This window comes from Neobacillus sp. PS3-34 (assembly GCF_030915465.1).
Classification (GTDB): domain Bacteria; phylum Bacillota; class Bacilli; order Bacillales; family Cytobacillaceae; genus Neobacillus_A.
The window spans coordinates 3336531-3354216 of record NZ_CP133267.1 but is presented as its reverse complement, the minus strand read 5'-3'; the positions used below and the strand labels follow the sequence as shown (position 1 = coordinate 3354216).

Sequence of the window (17686 nt, the reverse complement as noted above, 5' to 3'; positions counted from 1 at the left end):
CGGAGCTGGTTCGATGATTTCTGTTACTTCCACTACCGGATTTAGATCAATGGTTTCTTCCCTATGGGATGTTGGCTCTTGTTTAATGATTTCCTCCGTTCCCATTACTTCTATGGGTTCGATGGCTTTTTCCATTCGGAAAGCCACCTTGATCTATAGTTGATTGGATGCTTTCATTATCTACTGCATATGTACCGAAATCGCTTAGTTCATGTTCGACCACATCTATTTTTTTATGCTGGTTGAAACCGAATACTGGCGATGGAATTTCCGTAGGACGGAATGGGCTGCCCTTTTTAGGCTGTTGGGCATTACTCTTTGGCATGCTTGGTTTTATGGATGGTGGAGGCGGCTCAGGACTTTTCTGCTTAGTTACTACAGGCTCAGGTCTATTGGGTGGGCTCTTCTCCACTCTTCGTACTGCCCTTTTACCATCCGGTATGATTGGAAAGCGGAAATTCCCTTTAGGGTATTGATAAGCCACTTTCGCTTCCATTTCTTTCCCTATTTCCCTTTTGTGGGGTTGCTGCGGTTTTTCTATTTGTTCCATCACTTGACTATTATTTATATCTTCATCCAAATCTTCCTCTTGCCCTTTAAATATTTGGAAAAAATTGTGAATCCAACTCAAAATGTATCACTCTTTCTTCTATCTTCTTTTTTCTATCACTCTATTTTATCAGTATTTCATAAAAATTCGACAAAAAATCGAAGAATAGGTCGAATTATCGACGTTTTGGCATAAACAGCCATTAAAAAAGACCACTAATGAAGTGATCTAATATTTATCTGGTTTACTGCAACTTCTTACCTGCGATTCTTCCCTAAGATAAATATCGGTTCAAGATTGCCATCCTCATATAAAAATGACAATGCCGTTATCGGAACAGGCCCATTCGCAAAGAAGCCCATAGTCATTTGAGCGAGAACATCATAGCCAGTATCATTTTGAATATCAGCAATAATCAGGACATCTTGATGTGGGACAGCCACAGCCATCGTTCCAGTGATTTTTTTTTGAATATCACTGAGGAATACTTTATTTAAAATGCGGCTGGCATCATATCCATCCTTTGTGTTGAGGAAATAAAACATATTGCCTGCAACATTGTCTTCTTTTAGTGTAGTAGACAAAGATCTAACGTTGAAAAGAGCGATTTCTTTTACTCTGGCCTCATCCCAGCCCTCTTTTTTCATGATGCGGGAATCAATTAAACGATAGGTATTACCAAGATCGTATGCATAATAAATTCTCGTTTCTGCTGTATGTTCTTCGTATAAAAATGGAACACCTTCTTCTGCTTCAGCTGGAAAGGAAGTAGAACGGATAACTGGAAAAATCTTTTTTTCATGCTCTGTCAGCTGGACAGTATCATCCATCGCCTTTAAACCTTCTTCGATATAATAAACAACTTCATCGATTGCTTTTTCTTTTTCTGAATGCCATTTTGCAACAATACCCGACAGTGAAACAGTTATTCCTTTTCCACTACGGGTGTTCTCAATCCGGAGCTGGTCCTTTTCCCGGTCATAAGAAATGGAGCGACTCTCGTTTCCTAATCGCGACTCTAGTTCTTTTCTCATTTTTCTGCTATCCATTTTCATTACAATCCCTCACTTCTCCTTACCTATTTTACATTAAAAAGCCTCCATCTCAAAAGAAGATGGAGCATCAAGGAAGTGATTATTGCAAACCGATGATAAACCCTTCAATTTCTTCTGGAGTTTTTCTGTCCTTGCTGACGAAACGACCCAGTTCTTTTCCTTTTTCGAATCCGATGAAGCTTGGAATACCATATACATCCAACTGCTGGCATAATTCAATGAATTTGTCCCGATCAACATGGACAAAGGTAAACTCGGTAAATTTTTTCTCAATATCCGGAAGCACCGGTTCAATCACTCTGCAGTCAGGGCACCAATCAGCAGAAAACATGAATAAATGCTTGCCTTCGTGTTTCATTTGCTCAAATTGTTCCATTGATTCTAATTCATTCATAAAAACTCCTCCAATTCATACAGCCATTTTATAAATATAACAGGCATTAGTTTAAAAAATCCATTAAAGTGTACTGCTATCTATTGGGTTATACGCTGTTGTTGCTTCCCTTATAATTCCCGTAAACCCGCAGAACAAACACAGTCAGGAGAGCGAGAATAAGAAAAACGAAGGGAAACCCTTCGTTTATTTATCGTTTTATTATTTTTACGGAATTGACAATTTGCATCATCGCTTTAGTTTCATTAGCCATGCTGCCCGTTTTCGTCTCGGTTGTCAGTTTTGCTCCGCCAACCCCGACGGTCACTTCGCTCATGTCATCATCAAGTTTTTCAACAATTAAATAACCTAGCTTCTTGCTGCTCTTAAAGATTTCATCCACATCTATCTTTTTATGCTGGTTCTGAGTAGCTTTATAAACGATATCGCTTTTTAAATCTTCCTTTGGGTTAAAGAAGAGGATATATGTTTTTGATCCATTTTTTAAAATAATATTGTTCGCAGACTTTTCTTTTATCTCATAGCCAAACGGCAAATAAAATTCTGCTTCTTTTAATTTCTGATTGGGCTTTTCAGATTTCTCCTTAAAAGCAGCTTCAGCAGATTTTTTTGTTAATTTTATTTCTTCTTTAAAAGAAGAATTGCCACAAGCACTTAGAATATAAGCTGAGACGAACAAAACGACAATTATTTTTAAGGATCTAATCATCATATCCTCCTATCTGAAAAAGTATCAATTGAATTTAAAAATCAAGTAAATAGCTATATCTATCATACCTTTGTTAAGTTTATTCTGACAACCCTTCTGACCCATTAAAACGTCAAAAAACGAACACTTAAAAAGAAAAATTTCTATCTCTTTTATAGTCATATTGTCCTGCCAGTAATTTCATAATATGCGTGAACATATCCGTTCTATCTATATAACCAGACGTAAAAATGCCAATTGCGCCCTCTTTTTCCTGACATTTTGTTTTCTTGCATAGTCATCCATTACCGGGCCGAGCTCTTCCCCGGCTCTTAGTCTCACAGCAATTTCCTCTGGAAGCAGAATTCTTGCTCCGCCAGCAATAATTGGCGGCAAATCCTTAACCGCAAGTGCACCCCAATTGCTTAAGAACAGGCCTTGTATTGTTTCCTGAACCCCACCTTCTAGTCCAATCCCCATATCTCCCTTTCCTGATTCCAGGGAGGCAAGGGCACGGTTTTTCGCCCCCTTAATCGTTTCATCGTCCGAAAAAGGCATTGAACTTACGCCGGAGGGAACATCCAGAGGTATATATTCGGCATTGTTTGAAACAAATACATTTTTAACTGCAGCAATTTTTGCTGGATTATGGGAACCGATGATAATTTTCAAAGTTGCTCTCTCCTTTTTCATAGGGAAAAGGAGGCATTCACGAATGCCTCCCAACATAGAATCACCTATTGTTGAATCCCATCAGCTATTTGATTTAATGGATTCAACCGTCGACTTATCGCACGCTTTAACAAGCTTTACAAGTAATTCCTTCGCTGCGGCATAATCATCAACATGGATAATTGATCCATGAGTATGGATATACCTTGAGCAAATACCGATTACAGCACTTGGGACACCTTCATTTGAAATATGAACCTTACCTGCATCTGTTCCCCCTGGGAAACAAAGTACTGATAAGGGATATTATGTGTTTCCGCAGTATCAAGAATGAATTCCTTTATTCCACGGTGGGTAACCATTGTCCGGTCAAGAATTCTCAATAGTGCACCTTTTCCTAGCTGGCCAAATTCACTTTTACTTCCGGACATATCATTGGCTGGGCTAGCATCAAGGGCAAAAAAGAGGTCTGGGTTAATCATATTTGCTGCTGTCTGCGCACCCCTAAGGTCTACTTCCTCTTGGACTGTAGCTCCTGAATAAAGAGTGTTAGGCAGTTGGACATTCTTTAATTCCTGCAGCAGCTCAATAGCCAGCCCGCATCCATAACGGTTATCCCAGCCTTTGCTAGGATTTTCTTCTCATTCGCCATTGGTGTAAATGGACAGATCGGAACAATTGACTGGCCTGGCTTAATGCCAATCCGCTCTGCATCTTCACGGTCATCAGCACCAATATCAATCAGCATATTCTTGATTTCCATCGGCTTGCTGCGTTTGGCTTCATCCAGAAGATGAGGTGGAATCGATCCGATTACCCCGATTACCGGGCCATTCTTCGTCATGATTTGAACTCTTTGTGCGAGAAGCACCTGGCTCCACCAGCCACCAAGCGGCTGAAAACGGAGCATACCATTATCTGTAATAGAAGTGACCATAAAGCCAACTTCGTCCATATGTCCGGCAACCATTATTGTCGGGCCATCTCCACTGCCCTTTTTCAGTCCGAAAATGCTGCCGATTTTGTCTTGAACGATTTCATCTGCATACGGTTTAAGCTGCTCTTTCATAAATTTCCTAACTAGATGTTCGTCTCCCGCTACAGCAGGAAGCTCAGTCAGTGTTTGAAAAAGCTTTAAAGTTTTTTCGTTCATGTTCAGGCTCCTTTATCATTAAAGCAAATTATGTATATACTTTATTTTACAGAAATTTCGAACGACTTACCACAATAAATCTAAATGAATCTATTATATTCTTTACCTTTATTGAGTTATACTGAAGATATAAATTTACAAAAAAATCTACATATGCAAGTCATGGAGGTGTAATCATGAATTGGAAATCCTTCTTGCTTGGCGCCGCGGTTGGCCTTGCTGGCGGATATGCTTTAAGAGAAGCCGTATCCCAAAGGACAGATATCTCAGCTGAGAAAGTTCTAAGCACTGCAAAAAAGCAATTCAAGCTGAATGGTCCAATCAGCGGTTCATGGATTCATATGGAGTCTGAGCCTTTTGTGAAAAACCAGATAAAATATATGGTTTATAAAGGCGGCATAACAAGAGGAAACCATGAGAAGTTTGAATTCATAGCTGATTCTTCGACCGGAACTATACTCGAGGTAAATCCCTTAAGTCTGTAGGAAGAGAGGATATCCCCAATTTTTTTTGGGGATATCCTCTTTGCATTTTTACAGGAGAGTAATTCGACTATCTTTCCCTTTTTATGCTATCCTTCATCTTCCCATCCTCATTCCATCTTACTGCCCGGTAAAAGGCATCATGGTAGAAAGTGAACCAGGCGTCTTTTTCCATCCCGTACTGCATCCATTTTTGCTTTGCTGCTATCGAGTCCATTGGATAATCATCGTATGCAAGTACCCATAGAACGTTTTGATGGGCATGTGTCGGCATAATGTCCGCCATGTGCACGGCTGTTTGCAGGCCGATTCAATGAGAATAACGGAATGCCCGTCACTGTGGCCACCACTATGAACCATTCTCACAGGTCCAAGCCCCCATTCCTTCTCGAATGTTACGATTTGGTTTTGGATTGCTTCCCAATTTTCTTTCCAATATGTATTGCGTGAACGAATATTCGGATCGCACATTTCGTTCCATTCGATCTGCGAAGTGATAATTTGTGCATTTTCAAAAATCGAGACATACTCCCCATTTTGAAGCTTTGTCAGCCCACACGCATGATCAAAATGAAGATGTGTCATTAAGATATAATCAATGTCCTTTGGCTCAATATCCAGCTTTGCAAGTGATTCCTCCAATTCGGACTCTTCGGTTACCCCAAAATTCCTCCGCTGTTTATCTGATAATTTCCCTTTTCCAATTCCTGTTTCAATTAATATGTTTTTCCCATCAACCTGCAAAAGTATTGGATCTGTCCGAAGTTCAATCTGGTTGTTTTCATTGCAGGGATATTTTCTTTCCCAAAGAGGCTTGGGCACCACGCCAAACATAGCTCCCCCATCTAAATGTGTGACACCGCCTGATATCCAGGTAAGTTTAACTTCTCCAATCATTAATGTCTCCATCGTTTCCCTCCCCAAACTGTTATATTCCTATATTTTAGCATTCGTATTATTCATTTTAAAACATTTGATCTTTTGCAGGAACAAAAGGCGCAAGTGCCCTGGTTAGCCCCGACAGGCATAAGACGAATCACGCTGTCATCCTCGGAAAAGCTATCGCTTTTCCTTCGTGCGATGCGGATGCTGCCGAAGCTTTCCTTGTCCTGATTTCTGGAGTGATTTGGCTTATGACCCCGAGGGGCTGGGTGCTCCTCGAAAAAGCTATCACTTTTTCTTCGTGCGAAGCATATGCTGCCGAAGTATTCCTTGTGGAGCTAGATTAGTACAACTTGTAGAAGTATCCACATCATTTAATTTTATAATTTCCTAGACGAAAAAAAAGCCAGGCCATCCTGGCCGGCTTAAGTCACTATCTATATTTTACTTCACAGCGGTAAATTCGGTTCCCCTTACTGGAGAACTTTTCTTCATACTCTGTCATGATGTTTCCTTCGAATTCACTGTTATGCAGATCAAGGCTTACATATTTTAATAATAATCCATACTCGGAAAAGCTCATTAGTGAATATTCAAACAAGCCTTGATTGTCCGTCTTAAAATGGATTTCTCCCCCATCTGGAAGGATATCTTCATAGTTCTTTAAAAAGCTTTTATAAGTTAGACGCCTTTTTTCATGGCGGACCTTGGGCCATGGATCGGAAAAGTTCAAGTAAATGCGGTCAACATCATTTTTATCAAAGAAATCTTTTAAATCAGTTGCATTTACATTTAAAAGTCTAAGGTTCGGCAATTCAGTTTCAACAAGATGGTCTAGAACAGATACAATCACACTCTCAGCTAACTCAATACCGATGTAATTTATTTCAGGATTTGCTTTTGCCATCCCCGTAATAAATCGTCCTTTTCCTGTTCCAATCTCAATATGAAGCGGCTGTTTTACAGAAAACGCTTCCTGCCACTTACCCTTGTATTTTTCTGGTTCAAGAATAAAATATTCTGGATGTTGCTCTATTTTCTCCCTTGCCCAGGGCTTATTTCTAAATCGCATACTAGTGACACTCCTATAAAATAATATCGTTCAAAACATATCATGCAAACCGCTTCCTTGCAAGGGTGTCTGTAAAAAAACGCTTTCCCATGAGGTTTATACTGCGTGTATAAATGATAAAAGGAATCCACACTCTATATGTGAATTCCTTTATATTTTAACCACGAAAGGATGTGCTTTTATGCCAATAAGCCACCATGATCAGGTCACACTGCTAAAAGATATATTAAACAATCACCAAGCTGATTGCTGCGGTTCGGTTTCTGAATGTGAACAATTGGAACGGCTCGTAAAATCATTAATGGTCAATTCCAATATTAATCAAAATGTAAAAACAATATTAGAAGAAATATATGAGTACAGTCAGCACGGAGCCCAAACTGCAGATTTAGACAGCCATATCCTCTCAAATCAAGGGCGTCTTTCTGATTGGGTCAGTAACATTGATCAATTTTCTTAATTATAATATGACATTTAAAAACTGAATCCAGCGGTCCATTTCCTGGAACCGGCTTTTACTTTTATGCCAGTGAATCGAAGATAGGGTTTGAAGTGCCACATACCACTTCATTCTAAGCTTTAAATGTTCCGTCAGCTGTTTTCCATACATGGCCAGCCAATTTTCCCAATCCTCTTCCGATATATACCAATAAAGCATAAGTCCTAAATCGATTGCCGGATCTGCGACCATTGCGCCATCCCAATCAATGAGATACAACTGGTTGTTTTCTGCCAGCAGCCAGTTGTTATGGTTTACATCCCCATGGCAAACAACTTTTTCTTCACTATGGACATTGCCTGCTTCTAATCTGAGAAAAGCCATTGTCTTTTGCACCTCTGGAAGTCCAAGCACCTCTGAATCCAATTCTTCCTCGGCTTTTTGCAGAAGGAATTCAGGCTGCAATGGAGTCTTTCCCAGCTGTCTCAGCATTCTAAGCATTGGTTTGGAGCGGTGTATTTTCTTAAGAAGCTTTGCCACCCTGTCCTGATTCATTTCGGCAGGCTTAAGCTCTCTGCCATTTAACCATTGCTGGGCGGTAAAAACATCTCCATTTTCCAATCTTTTTGTCCAAACAAGCTTTGGGACGATTCCCTCTGCTGATAAAACAGCAAGAAAAGGGGACGAATTGCGCTTTAAAAATAATTCCTGGTCTTCATGCCTGGCAAAAAAGGCTTCTCCAGTTGCACCGCCCGCAGGGACAATTTCCCATTCTTGTCCTAATATATGTTCCAAAATTGTTCACCTACAATTAAATCTGCTTTAAACACGATAGAAGGATATGCCTAAAAGTGTTTAAACCGGAAATGGTTTGCTATCAATCGCAAAATTCATTTACAATAAATCAAATATATTTTTAAATGGCGGCAATTACTTATATGATGCCGACCACAGATTTTTAATCAGCAATACTTTTCCGAAATAAAAAAAAGCTATTGAAAACCATCCATCACAATAGCCATCTTTATAAATTTTATCCTCTAGATGCTTTTTTCGTCAAGTGCCTCGGCAAGAAACACGGGTATCAGGGGGTTATTTTTTTGCCCAATACAGCGAGGCTTAAGGGTTCCATTGTCAAAAAGCCACTATTAATAATTCTTAAAGGTTCAATGCCCGCGCGGTTTTCATCAGCAAATACGGTCCATTCCCCTTCAGGTATTTTGACTTGCTGCATCGTTTGTAATGGGTTTATCAAAAAAAGTATTTCATCCCATTCGCAATTTTCACTTGCCAATCTGAATTGGAAACCAATCATGGGGATGGGAAGCTCCATTAATGCGGTTCGCTCCCTGATTTCTTCAGCGGTACGGATACGGAAGCATTCAAAAAATTTACGGATTTGAATGATACCACTGATGTACTGGACATTATTTTCATTTTCAGACTTTCTTTCCCAATCGAGCTGATTAATGCAGTCAGGTGAACGGTAGCTATTCCCTATTCCGTTTTTTGTCCGGAAAAATTCCTGGCCGCTGTGCAAAAATGGGATACCCTGAGATAAAAATACCATGCTTGTAGCTAGGCGATGATATTTCTTTTTTATACAATCATCGATACCCTCAAAGCAGGCAAGCAGCTTATCCCACAATGTATGATTGTCATGTGCTTCGACATAATTGACGGATTGGGCTGGTTCGCTAAACAGTGCATTTTCCTTCCTCCTAAATCCAATACTGCCTGTGAGCACTTCTTTAGCCGCATCATAATAATGCTCATTCCCCATTGCAAACCCTTTATCGTATAAATTGAATGTACTGCCTTTTATGGCGTCCCGGAACCAATCATTGAACTGTCCAATGCCCGGAAGGCTGGACTGATTGCGAATCGTTGCTTTTTTTTCTGGGGGAAGCGGTGTATTAAGGTCCCATCCTTCTCCAATTAAAAGGCTGCCAGGCACAATTGCATCACTAAGTGCTCTGACTTCATTCATTGTCTCCACATCCAATATTCCCATTAAATCAAAGCGGAGCCCGTCGACCTGATATTCTTCCAGCCAAAAGCGGACTGAATCCAGGATAAACTTCCTCGCCATTAACCTTTCAGATGCAATATCGTTGCCCACCCCTGTACCATTTGACGGCATTCCGTATTCATTATGTCTAAAAAAATATCCTGGAACGATTTTTTCAAATGCTGAAGTTTCCCGAATGAAAACATGGTTATATACGGCATCCATTATGACTCGAAGGCCATGCTGGTGAATCTCATGGATCATTTGTTTTAGTTCCATTATCCTCGAATAAGGCTCCTGTGGATCTGAACAATAGCTTCCATCCGGAACATTAAAATGAACCGGATTATAGCCCCAATTATATTCCTTACTCCTATCCAATTCATCCACCCCGGCAAAATCATGGAAGGGGAGAAATTCGATATGCGTGATGCCTAATTCCTTAAGATAGGATAAACCAGTTGGCTTGCCGTCCGCTCCTTTTGTATCTGCCTCACTTGCCCCTGAATACAGACCCTTGTTTATCACTCCACTCTGGGGATGAATGGTGAAGTCTCTTATGTGTGTTTCATAAATAATTGCATCCACGGGGTGCTCGAAGGGTGGAAGATCAGGACGTAATAACTTTGTTTTATCCATTCGGACAATGACACCAAATTCTCCATTCGGTGTTGCTGAGATTGCGTATGGATCGGCTGCTTCCCGCCATTCCCGATTGATAAGAACAAGGAAGGAGTATCGGAAATATTCCAGATCTCGTTCAACAGCTGCTTCCCAAACGCCGTTATCACAGCGTTTCATTTTAATTATTTCAAAATAAGGACTGTCAGGGGGCTGAAGCTTTACTTTCACCTGGGTAGCAGTTGGCGCCCATAACTTAAAACGTGTTTCCCCATTAGAAAAGGAAACGCCTAAATCAGAACCTTGATAATAAAACTCTTCATCAAATTGAGCTGTCCGGATCACCGCACCAATCTGCAAATCGGAACGGCCGCCGTATTCATCCTTAATCCAATAAGTTTTCCCAAAAGAAATCTTGGCAGGAATAGAACAAACATATTTAATATAATCTTCGATATCCAATTTCTCTTTTATTTCTAGAGGAGTTTCAAATGATTCACTTGTCAGGATAAAGGAGGATGAAAGGCCATTATGATAAGTAAGAGGGAGCAGTATCGTAATACTCTGCATTCCATCTAAATATGCAAGGAAAATCCGGTCATTGGCACTCATTTACATCCCTCTCTTTCGTGTAATCATCATGGTGGGCGGCTTTTCTTGCCAAAACATGTAATGCATGATGCTGCAGTTGTATCGATAAAGGTGTATACCCGATATTTTCCCCATCTGCATGTACATGGATAGGGTCTGAAGAATTGATTAATACCGATTTGCCTTTAAACGTCTTAACTTCTTTGAAGTGTATATGTTTTCCCCAAAACACACTGATAAAAACAAATAATAGCTTCAATCTTGATAGACGGTGCACAGCAGTAATATCGAATAAACCATCATCCATAAGGGCTTCAGGTGCTATTTTCATTCCGCCGCCATAAAAAGGCTGGTTTGAAACCGTTATAAACCACGCATCATCCAAAAGGCGCTTTTCGCCATCAATAGTCAGCGTAATGTCACAACGTTTATAAACGGCTACTTTCTTCAGTAAAAAATAAGCATACACAAGTCTGCCTAATGAAAGTTTATTCAAGATTGCTTTAGCCTTTGAATGGTTTACCTCATAAGAAATTAAAGCATCAAAACCCGCACCCATATTGTTTATAAAATACCTTTGCTCCTTATTCTCAAGGCTTATCTTACCAACATCAATCAGCACGCCTTCTTTTTCCATAAGTTTTTCGAGAACTTCCAGTGCTTTAATTGGGTCAGACGGAATCCTGAATCCTCTTGAAAAATCATTTCCCGATCCCCCAGGAATAAACCCAAACGAAACATCTGGAAAGTTATGGATTCCATTAATGACTTCGTGAACGGTTCCGTCTCCTCCGACAGCAACAATAATAGTACTCTCACCAGTCTGTTTACGGGCGATTTCACCGGCGAGCTCTCTCGCATGACCAGCATGCTCAGTAAAAAAGGCAAAGTAGTGGATTCCTCGTTCCATAAGTTTCTTTTCCACCATATGCCACGTTTTTAAACAATGTCCGTTCCTTGCTGCTGGATTCACAATAAAATAAATTCTCCTCATACAACCAACCTTTTTATTGTTGAAGTTAAAATACATCTGATTATCGAAAAATATATTATGATTCATTCTCCATTTCCGGCTGTTCCCATTCGAGTCTCCTCATGCTCGATGTTTGGCAGAATTGCAGAAGAGTATGGGCTCCCTTCAGCTGTACATGTTTAAGAGGAGATTTTAATGCTCTCATCGTTCGAAACCATTCTTCAAAATTCCGCTTTTCTACGAGCTTTACATCATAAGGCGCTGACGGGTAATCAATGTATCCGTTTCTACTCATTACTAATTTATGTACAGGTAACTCAATTTCGTTCATTTGAAAAATTTTCCTGACAATCTTTTCAGTCCTATTTAGGGACAGCAACGGATTTAGAACTTTATTTTCATACGCATTGCGCCTCTTTGTCCAAAAATGTTCATTGGAACCTATAAACACGGAAGAATCCTCTTCCTCCAGGAATGAAATACACAATGCCTCGGTTGGTGTCAGTAAAATAACTTCCGCTTCCACAGGTGCTTTTTGCAATAAAAAAACGGGCTTATAAAGTGTTAAAAAAGTGTCTGGAAAACGCTGCAGGAAAAATTTTAATTTCTCCTCAAAAAAATACCTGGAGTGAAGTTCCGATTTTTCAAATAATGTAGAGCTTGCCCATTTCAATTGGAAACGGAACAGCTGATCAAGGAACTGCTGCTTTAAATCATCCAGTGTCCGGGGTTTAATGTGAAACGCTGTCGTGAAATCAAGCCCCGAATCATCGGATTCTGACTCTTTTTCTACGGGTACAGCATCCCATACATTCTCTTCAGTTGAGTCTATCTTTAAAAAACTCTTCATTTTAGATAAAAAGGGCTGTTTTTCCTTATCTTCCTTTTTATCTAGTGATGGCTGGTGGAAAGACAAATTGGAAGCGTTTATACTTCCATCCTCCCAATTTTCTTTCGTTCGAACCCATTGCTGTTTTTTCAGTCTCACAAAACGAGCAGGGTAAGCATATACATCCTGTTCATAACGTGATATATAATCCTGCAGTTTAATTAATTGGCCCATTCTATACAGCCCTGCCTTCTATAATTTCATTATTTATTTAAGTGGGAAGGCTTCAATTGCTTCATATTTTGGGCACCTATCCAAATGTGTTTGATATAAAACGACTTCATTTGCATTAAATCTAAGCGGAACCGGCTGCAGCTTCCCCCAATTTTCCATGGCTTCCCTTTTCATGAATGGCTCTGCTCCTGCCCAGCTTCTTGCCAGTGTAATATGAGGGCTGAACGGACGGCTTTCGAGCTGAAATCCTGCCTCGGAACAAGCTTGATACACCCTATTTCTTAAACTATGCAATTCTTTATTTTCCTGAATGCCTGCCCAGAAAACACGGGGCATTTCTTCTATTCCAAAAACTCCCAGTTTGTTTATTTCCACTGGAAAGGGAGGAACGTCCCTGATTGCTGCTACCACTAATTTTTTCGCTGTAATTAGTAAATTTTCCGGGGCTGAGCCAAGAAAGGCAAGCGTAATATGCAAATCCTCTTCATGAACCCAGCGTTTAAATGGAAAAAGCTCTTTTAACTCAGTGAAATTCTTTCCCATGGAAATCTTTGTTTCCTGGGGAAGTTTTAGCGCAAAGAAATAATGAGGCTTATTTTCCATAAAAATCATTCCTTATAATAGATTTTAGACTATTTTAACAAATTTTCACCCTATTTTGCTAAAAGGCGGGAATATGTTTATTTTACCCGTTTCAATCTTTTCATTTGATTATAAAAAGAATATTTCATTATGATAGTAGGGAAGTATGTGGATATAACTTATTTTAATATCGGATGTAATTGGAAAATAGAAAGGATGTCCCTATATGAAGGTAGTAAATAATATTGCTGATTTAATCGGAGATACTCCGCTCGTGAAACTAAACCGCCTCGTCCCCGATCATTGTGCATCGGTTTATTTGAAGCTGGAGTTTTACAATCCTAGTAAAAGTGTAAAAGACCGTGCTGCCTATAACATGATTATCGAAGCTGAAAAAGCCGGCTTACTTAAGCAGGGTTCGACTATTATTGAACCCACAAGCGGGAATACAGGCATTGGACTCGCAATGAATGCTGCAGCGCGAGGTTATAAAGCGATCCTCGTGATGCCTGATACGATGACAAAGGAACGGATCAATTTATTGAAGGCATATGGTGCAGAGGTAGTATTGACACCTGGAGATGAAAAAATGCCCGGTGCCATTAAAAAGGCCCAGGAGCTGACAGATCAAATTGAAAACAGCTTCATGCCAATGCAGTTTGAAAATGAAGCGAATCCGGAAGCACATCGAAAATCCACTGCCCTTGAAATTATCGAAGCCATGAAGGAAATAAACAAGCCCTTAGGAGCCTTCGTTGCAACGGCTGGAACCGGAGGAACCATCACTGGTACAGGCGAGGTCCTTAAGGAGCACTATAAGGATATGACCGTCCACGTGGTTGAACCAAAAGGTTCTCCTGTCCTTTCCGGCGGAAAACCTGGAAAGCATAAATTGGTAGGGACAAGCCCAGGATTTATTCCAGATATACTCAATCAGGACGTGTACGATGAAATTCATCCAATCAAAGATGAAGATGCGTATGAAATGGTGCACCGGCTCGCACGGGAGGAAGGCATCCTTGTTGGCCCATCTTCAGGAGGAGCCTGTTTTGCAGCCATAGAAGTCGCTAAACGCTTATCATCTGACCAGGCTGTCGTCTGCATTGCATGCGATACCGGTGAAAGATATTTATCCAGTGATTTATTCCAATTTGAATAAGTTAATTGATACAAAGAAAAAGAGCATCCCGCGATGCTCTTTTTTTGTTCAATGCTTACTTTAATCTTTGTAATAATACGTTAATATCATTTTGTGTCATTTCCTTCGCCTGAGCAAATGTAAGAACATGTTTTGTTGCCCAATAATCATACATTCTCGATAAATCATTTCTGTCATAAACTTTATTTGCAAATGTACTAAAGAAATATACCAATAACACATTTACAACCACAGCCGGTAATTGTCTCCTATTTGCCAATGTTCGTAATGCCAGCATTTCTAGTCCCCGAATATTTCCGTTTGTTAATTCGCTTACCATTTCAAGAGGGGATGCAGTTTCGCAAAAACGAATAAAGTCTGGTTCATTTAAATCTTTTTTCATTATAGAATCTCCTATGTAGATAACTTACTTAATATATACACATAAAATTAATTTTGCTAAACCTTTTCCGGCAATTTCCTGACAAATTGGTACCTTTACCGTTTCAATTAGGCAGGAGATCCAAGCTTCCATCTCCATTTGTTTGTTTCTACTAAATAAAAATGAGCCAGTCTTGAAAATTTATGGAAGACTGGCTCATTTCTTATTAAAAATTAAATTTCACCTGGTGTTGTAACTAGCTGGCCGCATTGAATTTCGATTTCTGCTTCGAATAATTCTTGAAGCTTTTTTGACATTTCCCCTGGAACGCCGCCGTTCACTTTATTTCCGTCTATATCGATAATCGGCATGATTTCAGCCGTTGTACTAGACATTAAAACCTCGTCTGCATGCATTAATTCTTCAATCGAGAAGCTTCTCTCTTCAAGACGAATGCTGTGTGTGGAGCAAATCTCCTGCAGCTTTTTTCGGGTGATCCCATTTAATATAAGATTATCGGCAGGATGGGTGAAGATGGTGCCGTCTTTTACAATGAAAACATTGGATGAACTTCCTTCTGTAACGGTCTCTCCTCGATGCTGAATGGCCTCAAAGCAGCCAGCTTCCACTGCCTTTTGCTTTGCTAACAGGTTTCCCAACAGATTCAGGCTTTTAATATCACAGCGAAGCCAGCGGATATCCTCGGTCAGAATTGCCTTTACACCTGATTTCATATTTCCGACAGGGCGCTCTACTTGCCTTGTATAGGCAACCATGGTTGTAGGCGTTTCAGCATGAGGAAAGGCGTGATTTCGCGGCGATATACCCCTTGTAATCTGCAAGTATACCGTGCCAAGCTGAATATCATTTTTCAAAATCAGCTGTTCTAGAAGAGAGCTCATTTCGCCTAAGGAATAAGGAACTGAAATGCCGATGTTTCCGGCACTCTTCTCAAAGCGCTCTAAATGTTCCTTTGAGGTAAACATTTTTCCATTATAAACCCGGATCACCTCGTAAACACCGTCGCCAAATTGGTAGCCGCGGTCTTCCACATCAATTTTAGCTTCATTCCGCTCAATGATTTCCCCATTTAATATAACGAATTCCATTCTCCCAGCTCCTCCTGATATTCCACTGATTTACGATTGCCGTTAAGTACAGGCGTTCCGACTCTAATGGCGTATACTCCGCCTTTTATTCATTAGCCGCCAATTCAAAAATTGCCTGGGCATAGATCGCTGTTGCTTTTAATAGATCTTCAATATAAATATATTCATCCTTTTGGTGGGCGATATCTGGGCGTCCAGGAAATAAAGGTCCGAACGCAACCCCAGATTTAAGCGAGCGTGCATAAGTACCGCCGCCAATTGCTAACAATTCGGCTTTTTCACCGGTTTGTTCCTCATACACCTTTTTCAATGTCTGAATGAGAAAGTCGCTTTCATCTACATGATGAGGTTTTGAGTCCGTGAAATTCTCGATATGAAAGTTCTCTTCTTTTACCACTTTCTCTAGTACTTCCTTTGTTTCCTCCATTTTGCTTGTTACCGGGTAGCGTAGATTCAATCCGGCTCTTCCGCCCTCCTGCTTTGAATAAAAGAGCTTTCCGACATTGATTGTGAGGTCACCGGAAATATCATCTGAGTATGCAACACCGAGCTTTGCTCCCCTTGAATCCTGGAAAAAGTAGCGTGATACAAATTGGAAGAAGTCTGCTGAATTTGTATCCGTATTTAATTGAGTAAGAAATTCAGCTAAATACAAGCCGGCATTTTTGCCGTTATTCGGTTCCATTCCATGGGCTGAAATACCTTTTACATCCAAAATTAATACACCGTTATCAACATGGCAGCTTTTTTCAAGCTCTGCCTGTTTCATAGAGTCTTCAAAACGCTGGATTACCTCGTTTTGCTCCTTATGGACAATAAGGGAAGCCGTTGCAAAGTCAGGAACCATATTGTATCTTTTTCCAGAAACAAACTGGAGAACCTCAATTTCCGGCTCTTCATCTCCAACACTTTTCTTTTCCTGGACAAAATCAAAATCGGAAATTCCTTTTTCAGCATTTATGATTGGAAAATCGGCATCAGGAGCAAAACCCAATGTCGGCATTTCTTCGTGTTCAAAATAATGGTCTACACAGCGCCAGTTGCTTTCTTCATCTGTTCCAATAATCATCCGCACACGTTTTTTCAGAGGAAGACCCAGTTCCTTTACAATTTTCATTGCATAATAGGCAGCCATTGTCGGTCCTTTATCATCCAGAGCGCCCCTGGCAAATATTTTTCCGTCACGGATTTCAGCATCGAAAGGCCCGCTTGTCCAACCGTCGCCTTCGGGAACGACATCGACATGGCACAGGATCCCCAGCAGCTCTTTACCCTCGCCAAATTCAAGATGCCCGGCAAGATTTCCTGTATTTTTAGCCGTAAAGCCATCTTCTTCGCCAAGATTAAGCATAAAATCAAGGGCCTCTTCACGCCTTTCCCAAGAGGAGCATCAGGCAGGGCATTCTCTTCATCCAATAGGCTTTTAATATGTAAAAGTTTCTGTGTATCCTTTATGAGAGCTTCTTTTCTCTTCTCTACTTCACTCATCCAATTAATCGTGCTCAAAATGGTTCCTCCTTAAAAATCAATCACTATATTTAATTTTATAATATGTATACCCCTATTTTCAAAGGCTGCAACCAGCTTGAACCTATCTTACCAATTTTTAATTAAAAAACGAAATGATACAATGCTCTTTTCTTAAACTTTGTTGCAATTCGAAACAAAACAGCTTTAATAAAAAAAATAACGTAAAAATTAGCCAACCCCATTATTTTTAAAGGTGAATAAAATTAACGAAAAAGTCAAAAAACTTATCATATAAACAGGCTTCCCCTCCATAAAATGAATTAACCAAAGAAAAAGGAGTGAAATTTCCGAACAATCTA

15 protein-coding genes and 4 pseudogenes are annotated in these 17686 nt (G+C 40.0%); 3 read left to right on the top strand and 16 right to left on the bottom strand.

What is annotated here, in order from left to right; translation table 11 throughout:
* Positions 1 to 82: 82 nt before the first annotated feature.
* The 6 genes and pseudogenes from RCG23_RS17400 to RCG23_RS17375 all read right to left on the bottom strand — a co-directional run bounded on the left by RCG23_RS17400 (position 83) and on the right by RCG23_RS17375 (position 4512).
* Positions 83 to 580, bottom strand: a complete 498-nt coding sequence (locus RCG23_RS17400; RefSeq protein WP_308176718.1) for a hypothetical protein — start codon at positions 578 to 580, stop codon at positions 83 to 85.
* A gap of 227 nt (positions 581 to 807) precedes the next feature.
* Positions 808 to 1605, bottom strand: a complete 798-nt coding sequence (locus RCG23_RS17395; protein WP_308176717.1) for a DUF1444 domain-containing protein — start codon at positions 1603 to 1605, stop codon at positions 808 to 810.
* Positions 1606 to 1684: 79 nt separating this feature from the next.
* The gene (locus RCG23_RS17390) at positions 1685 to 1999 is read right to left on the bottom strand and encodes a thioredoxin family protein (protein WP_308176716.1); all 315 of its coding nucleotides are present in this window, start codon (positions 1997 to 1999) and stop codon (positions 1685 to 1687) included.
* A gap of 190 nt (positions 2000 to 2189) precedes the next feature.
* Positions 2190 to 2711 carry a hypothetical protein gene (locus tag RCG23_RS17385; protein WP_308176715.1) on the bottom strand — a complete coding sequence of 174 codons (522 nt, stop codon included), beginning with the start codon at positions 2709 to 2711 and terminating at the stop codon, positions 2190 to 2192.
* 124 nt (positions 2712 to 2835) lie between these two features.
* Positions 2836 to 3359, bottom strand: a pseudogene (locus tag RCG23_RS17380) (DUF84 family protein).
* Positions 3360 to 3440: 81 nt separating this feature from the next.
* A pseudogene (locus tag RCG23_RS17375) lies at positions 3441 to 4512 on the bottom strand (M42 family metallopeptidase).
* Positions 4513 to 4688: 176 nt separating this feature from the next.
* Between RCG23_RS17375 and RCG23_RS17370 the strand changes: the two are divergent.
* Positions 4689 to 4997: a PepSY domain-containing protein gene (locus RCG23_RS17370; RefSeq protein WP_308176714.1), complete on the top strand. Its 309-nt coding sequence runs from the start codon at positions 4689 to 4691 to the stop codon at positions 4995 to 4997.
* A 67-nt stretch (positions 4998 to 5064) separates the two neighbouring features.
* Here the strand turns inward: RCG23_RS17370 and RCG23_RS17365 are convergent.
* Positions 5065 to 5903: pseudogene (locus RCG23_RS17365) on the bottom strand (MBL fold metallo-hydrolase).
* A gap of 406 nt (positions 5904 to 6309) precedes the next feature.
* Entirely contained in the window at positions 6310 to 6948 is a 639-nt protein-coding gene (gene trmB, locus RCG23_RS17360; RefSeq protein ID WP_308176713.1) for a tRNA (guanosine(46)-N7)-methyltransferase TrmB, read from the bottom strand.
* A 181-nt stretch (positions 6949 to 7129) separates the two neighbouring features.
* Here trmB and RCG23_RS17355 point away from each other — a divergent pair, with 181 nt between their 5' ends.
* Positions 7130 to 7408 (top strand): YtzH-like family protein, encoded by a 279-nt coding sequence (locus RCG23_RS17355; protein ID WP_308176712.1) that lies wholly within the window; start codon positions 7130 to 7132, stop codon positions 7406 to 7408.
* On the opposite strand, the gene RCG23_RS17350 is transcribed toward RCG23_RS17355, so the two are convergent.
* From RCG23_RS17350 to thpR, 5 genes are all read right to left on the bottom strand, one after another.
* Positions 7409 to 8182 carry a phosphotransferase gene (locus RCG23_RS17350; RefSeq protein ID WP_308176711.1) on the bottom strand — a complete coding sequence of 258 codons (774 nt, stop codon included), beginning with the start codon at positions 8180 to 8182 and terminating at the stop codon, positions 7409 to 7411. It abuts the gene before it with no gap.
* A gap of 289 nt (positions 8183 to 8471) precedes the next feature.
* A complete protein-coding gene (gene pulA, locus RCG23_RS17345; protein ID WP_308176710.1) occupies positions 8472 to 10631 on the bottom strand; it encodes a type I pullulanase in 2160 nt (719 codons plus the stop codon).
* Positions 10618 to 11604 carry a diacylglycerol/lipid kinase family protein gene (locus tag RCG23_RS17340; RefSeq protein ID WP_308176709.1) on the bottom strand — a complete coding sequence of 329 codons (987 nt, stop codon included), beginning with the start codon at positions 11602 to 11604 and terminating at the stop codon, positions 10618 to 10620. The genes pulA and RCG23_RS17340 overlap by 14 nt, the downstream gene beginning before the upstream one ends.
* A gap of 55 nt (positions 11605 to 11659) precedes the next feature.
* On the bottom strand, positions 11660 to 12646 hold the full coding sequence (locus RCG23_RS17335; RefSeq protein ID WP_308176708.1) for a nuclease-related domain-containing protein: 987 nt from the start codon (positions 12644 to 12646) through the stop codon (positions 11660 to 11662).
* A 33-nt stretch (positions 12647 to 12679) separates the two neighbouring features.
* On the bottom strand, positions 12680 to 13249 hold the full coding sequence (gene thpR, locus RCG23_RS17330; RefSeq protein WP_308176707.1) for an RNA 2',3'-cyclic phosphodiesterase: 570 nt from the start codon (positions 13247 to 13249) through the stop codon (positions 12680 to 12682).
* A 205-nt stretch (positions 13250 to 13454) separates the two neighbouring features.
* On the opposite strand from thpR, the gene cysK reads away from it, so the two are divergent.
* A complete protein-coding gene (gene cysK, locus RCG23_RS17325; protein ID WP_308176706.1) occupies positions 13455 to 14387 on the top strand; it encodes a cysteine synthase A in 933 nt (310 codons plus the stop codon).
* Positions 14388 to 14442: 55 nt separating this feature from the next.
* On the opposite strand, the gene RCG23_RS17320 is transcribed toward cysK, so the two are convergent.
* From RCG23_RS17320 to pepV, 3 genes and pseudogenes are all read right to left on the bottom strand, one after another.
* On the bottom strand, positions 14443 to 14769 hold the full coding sequence (locus RCG23_RS17320) for a hypothetical protein (protein WP_308176705.1): 327 nt from the start codon (positions 14767 to 14769) through the stop codon (positions 14443 to 14445).
* Between the two features lie 212 nt (positions 14770 to 14981).
* Positions 14982 to 15857, bottom strand: coding sequence for a D-amino-acid transaminase (gene dat / locus RCG23_RS17315; protein WP_308176704.1), 876 nt, complete (start codon positions 15855 to 15857; stop codon positions 14982 to 14984).
* An 85-nt stretch (positions 15858 to 15942) separates the two neighbouring features.
* Positions 15943 to 17345 (bottom strand): annotated as a pseudogene (gene pepV / locus RCG23_RS17310) (dipeptidase PepV).
* Positions 17346 to 17686: the final 341 nt, after the last annotated feature.

Excerpts from the sequence above, each read along its gene's own strand:
- thpR (WP_308176707.1), bottom strand. The coding sequence starts at position 13,249 with ATGGAAAATAAGCCTCATTATTTCTTTGCGCTAAAACTTCCCCAGGAA.
- RCG23_RS17395 (WP_308176717.1), bottom strand. The coding sequence starts at position 1,605 with ATGAAAATGGATAGCAGAAAAATGAGAAAAGAACTAGAGTCGCGATTA.
- trmB (WP_308176713.1), bottom strand. The coding sequence starts at position 6,948 with ATGCGATTTAGAAATAAGCCCTGGGCAAGGGAGAAAATAGAGCAACAT.
- RCG23_RS17370 (WP_308176714.1), top strand. The coding sequence starts at position 4,689 with ATGAATTGGAAATCCTTCTTGCTTGGCGCCGCGGTTGGCCTTGCTGGC.
- pulA (WP_308176710.1), bottom strand. The coding sequence starts at position 10,631 with ATGAGTGCCAATGACCGGATTTTCCTTGCATATTTAGATGGAATGCAG.
- RCG23_RS17340 (WP_308176709.1), bottom strand. The coding sequence starts at position 11,604 with ATGAGGAGAATTTATTTTATTGTGAATCCAGCAGCAAGGAACGGACAT.
- RCG23_RS17390 (WP_308176716.1), bottom strand. The coding sequence starts at position 1,999 with ATGAATGAATTAGAATCAATGGAACAATTTGAGCAAATGAAACACGAA.
- RCG23_RS17320 (WP_308176705.1), bottom strand. The coding sequence starts at position 14,769 with ATGAAAAAAGATTTAAATGAACCAGACTTTATTCGTTTTTGCGAAACT.
- RCG23_RS17335 (WP_308176708.1), bottom strand. The coding sequence starts at position 12,646 with ATGGGCCAATTAATTAAACTGCAGGATTATATATCACGTTATGAACAG.
- dat (WP_308176704.1), bottom strand. The coding sequence starts at position 15,857 with ATGGAATTCGTTATATTAAATGGGGAAATCATTGAGCGGAATGAAGCT.
- RCG23_RS17355 (WP_308176712.1), top strand. The coding sequence starts at position 7,130 with ATGCCAATAAGCCACCATGATCAGGTCACACTGCTAAAAGATATATTA.
- RCG23_RS17385 (WP_308176715.1), bottom strand. The coding sequence starts at position 2,711 with ATGATGATTAGATCCTTAAAAATAATTGTCGTTTTGTTCGTCTCAGCT.
- cysK (WP_308176706.1), top strand. The coding sequence starts at position 13,455 with ATGAAGGTAGTAAATAATATTGCTGATTTAATCGGAGATACTCCGCTC.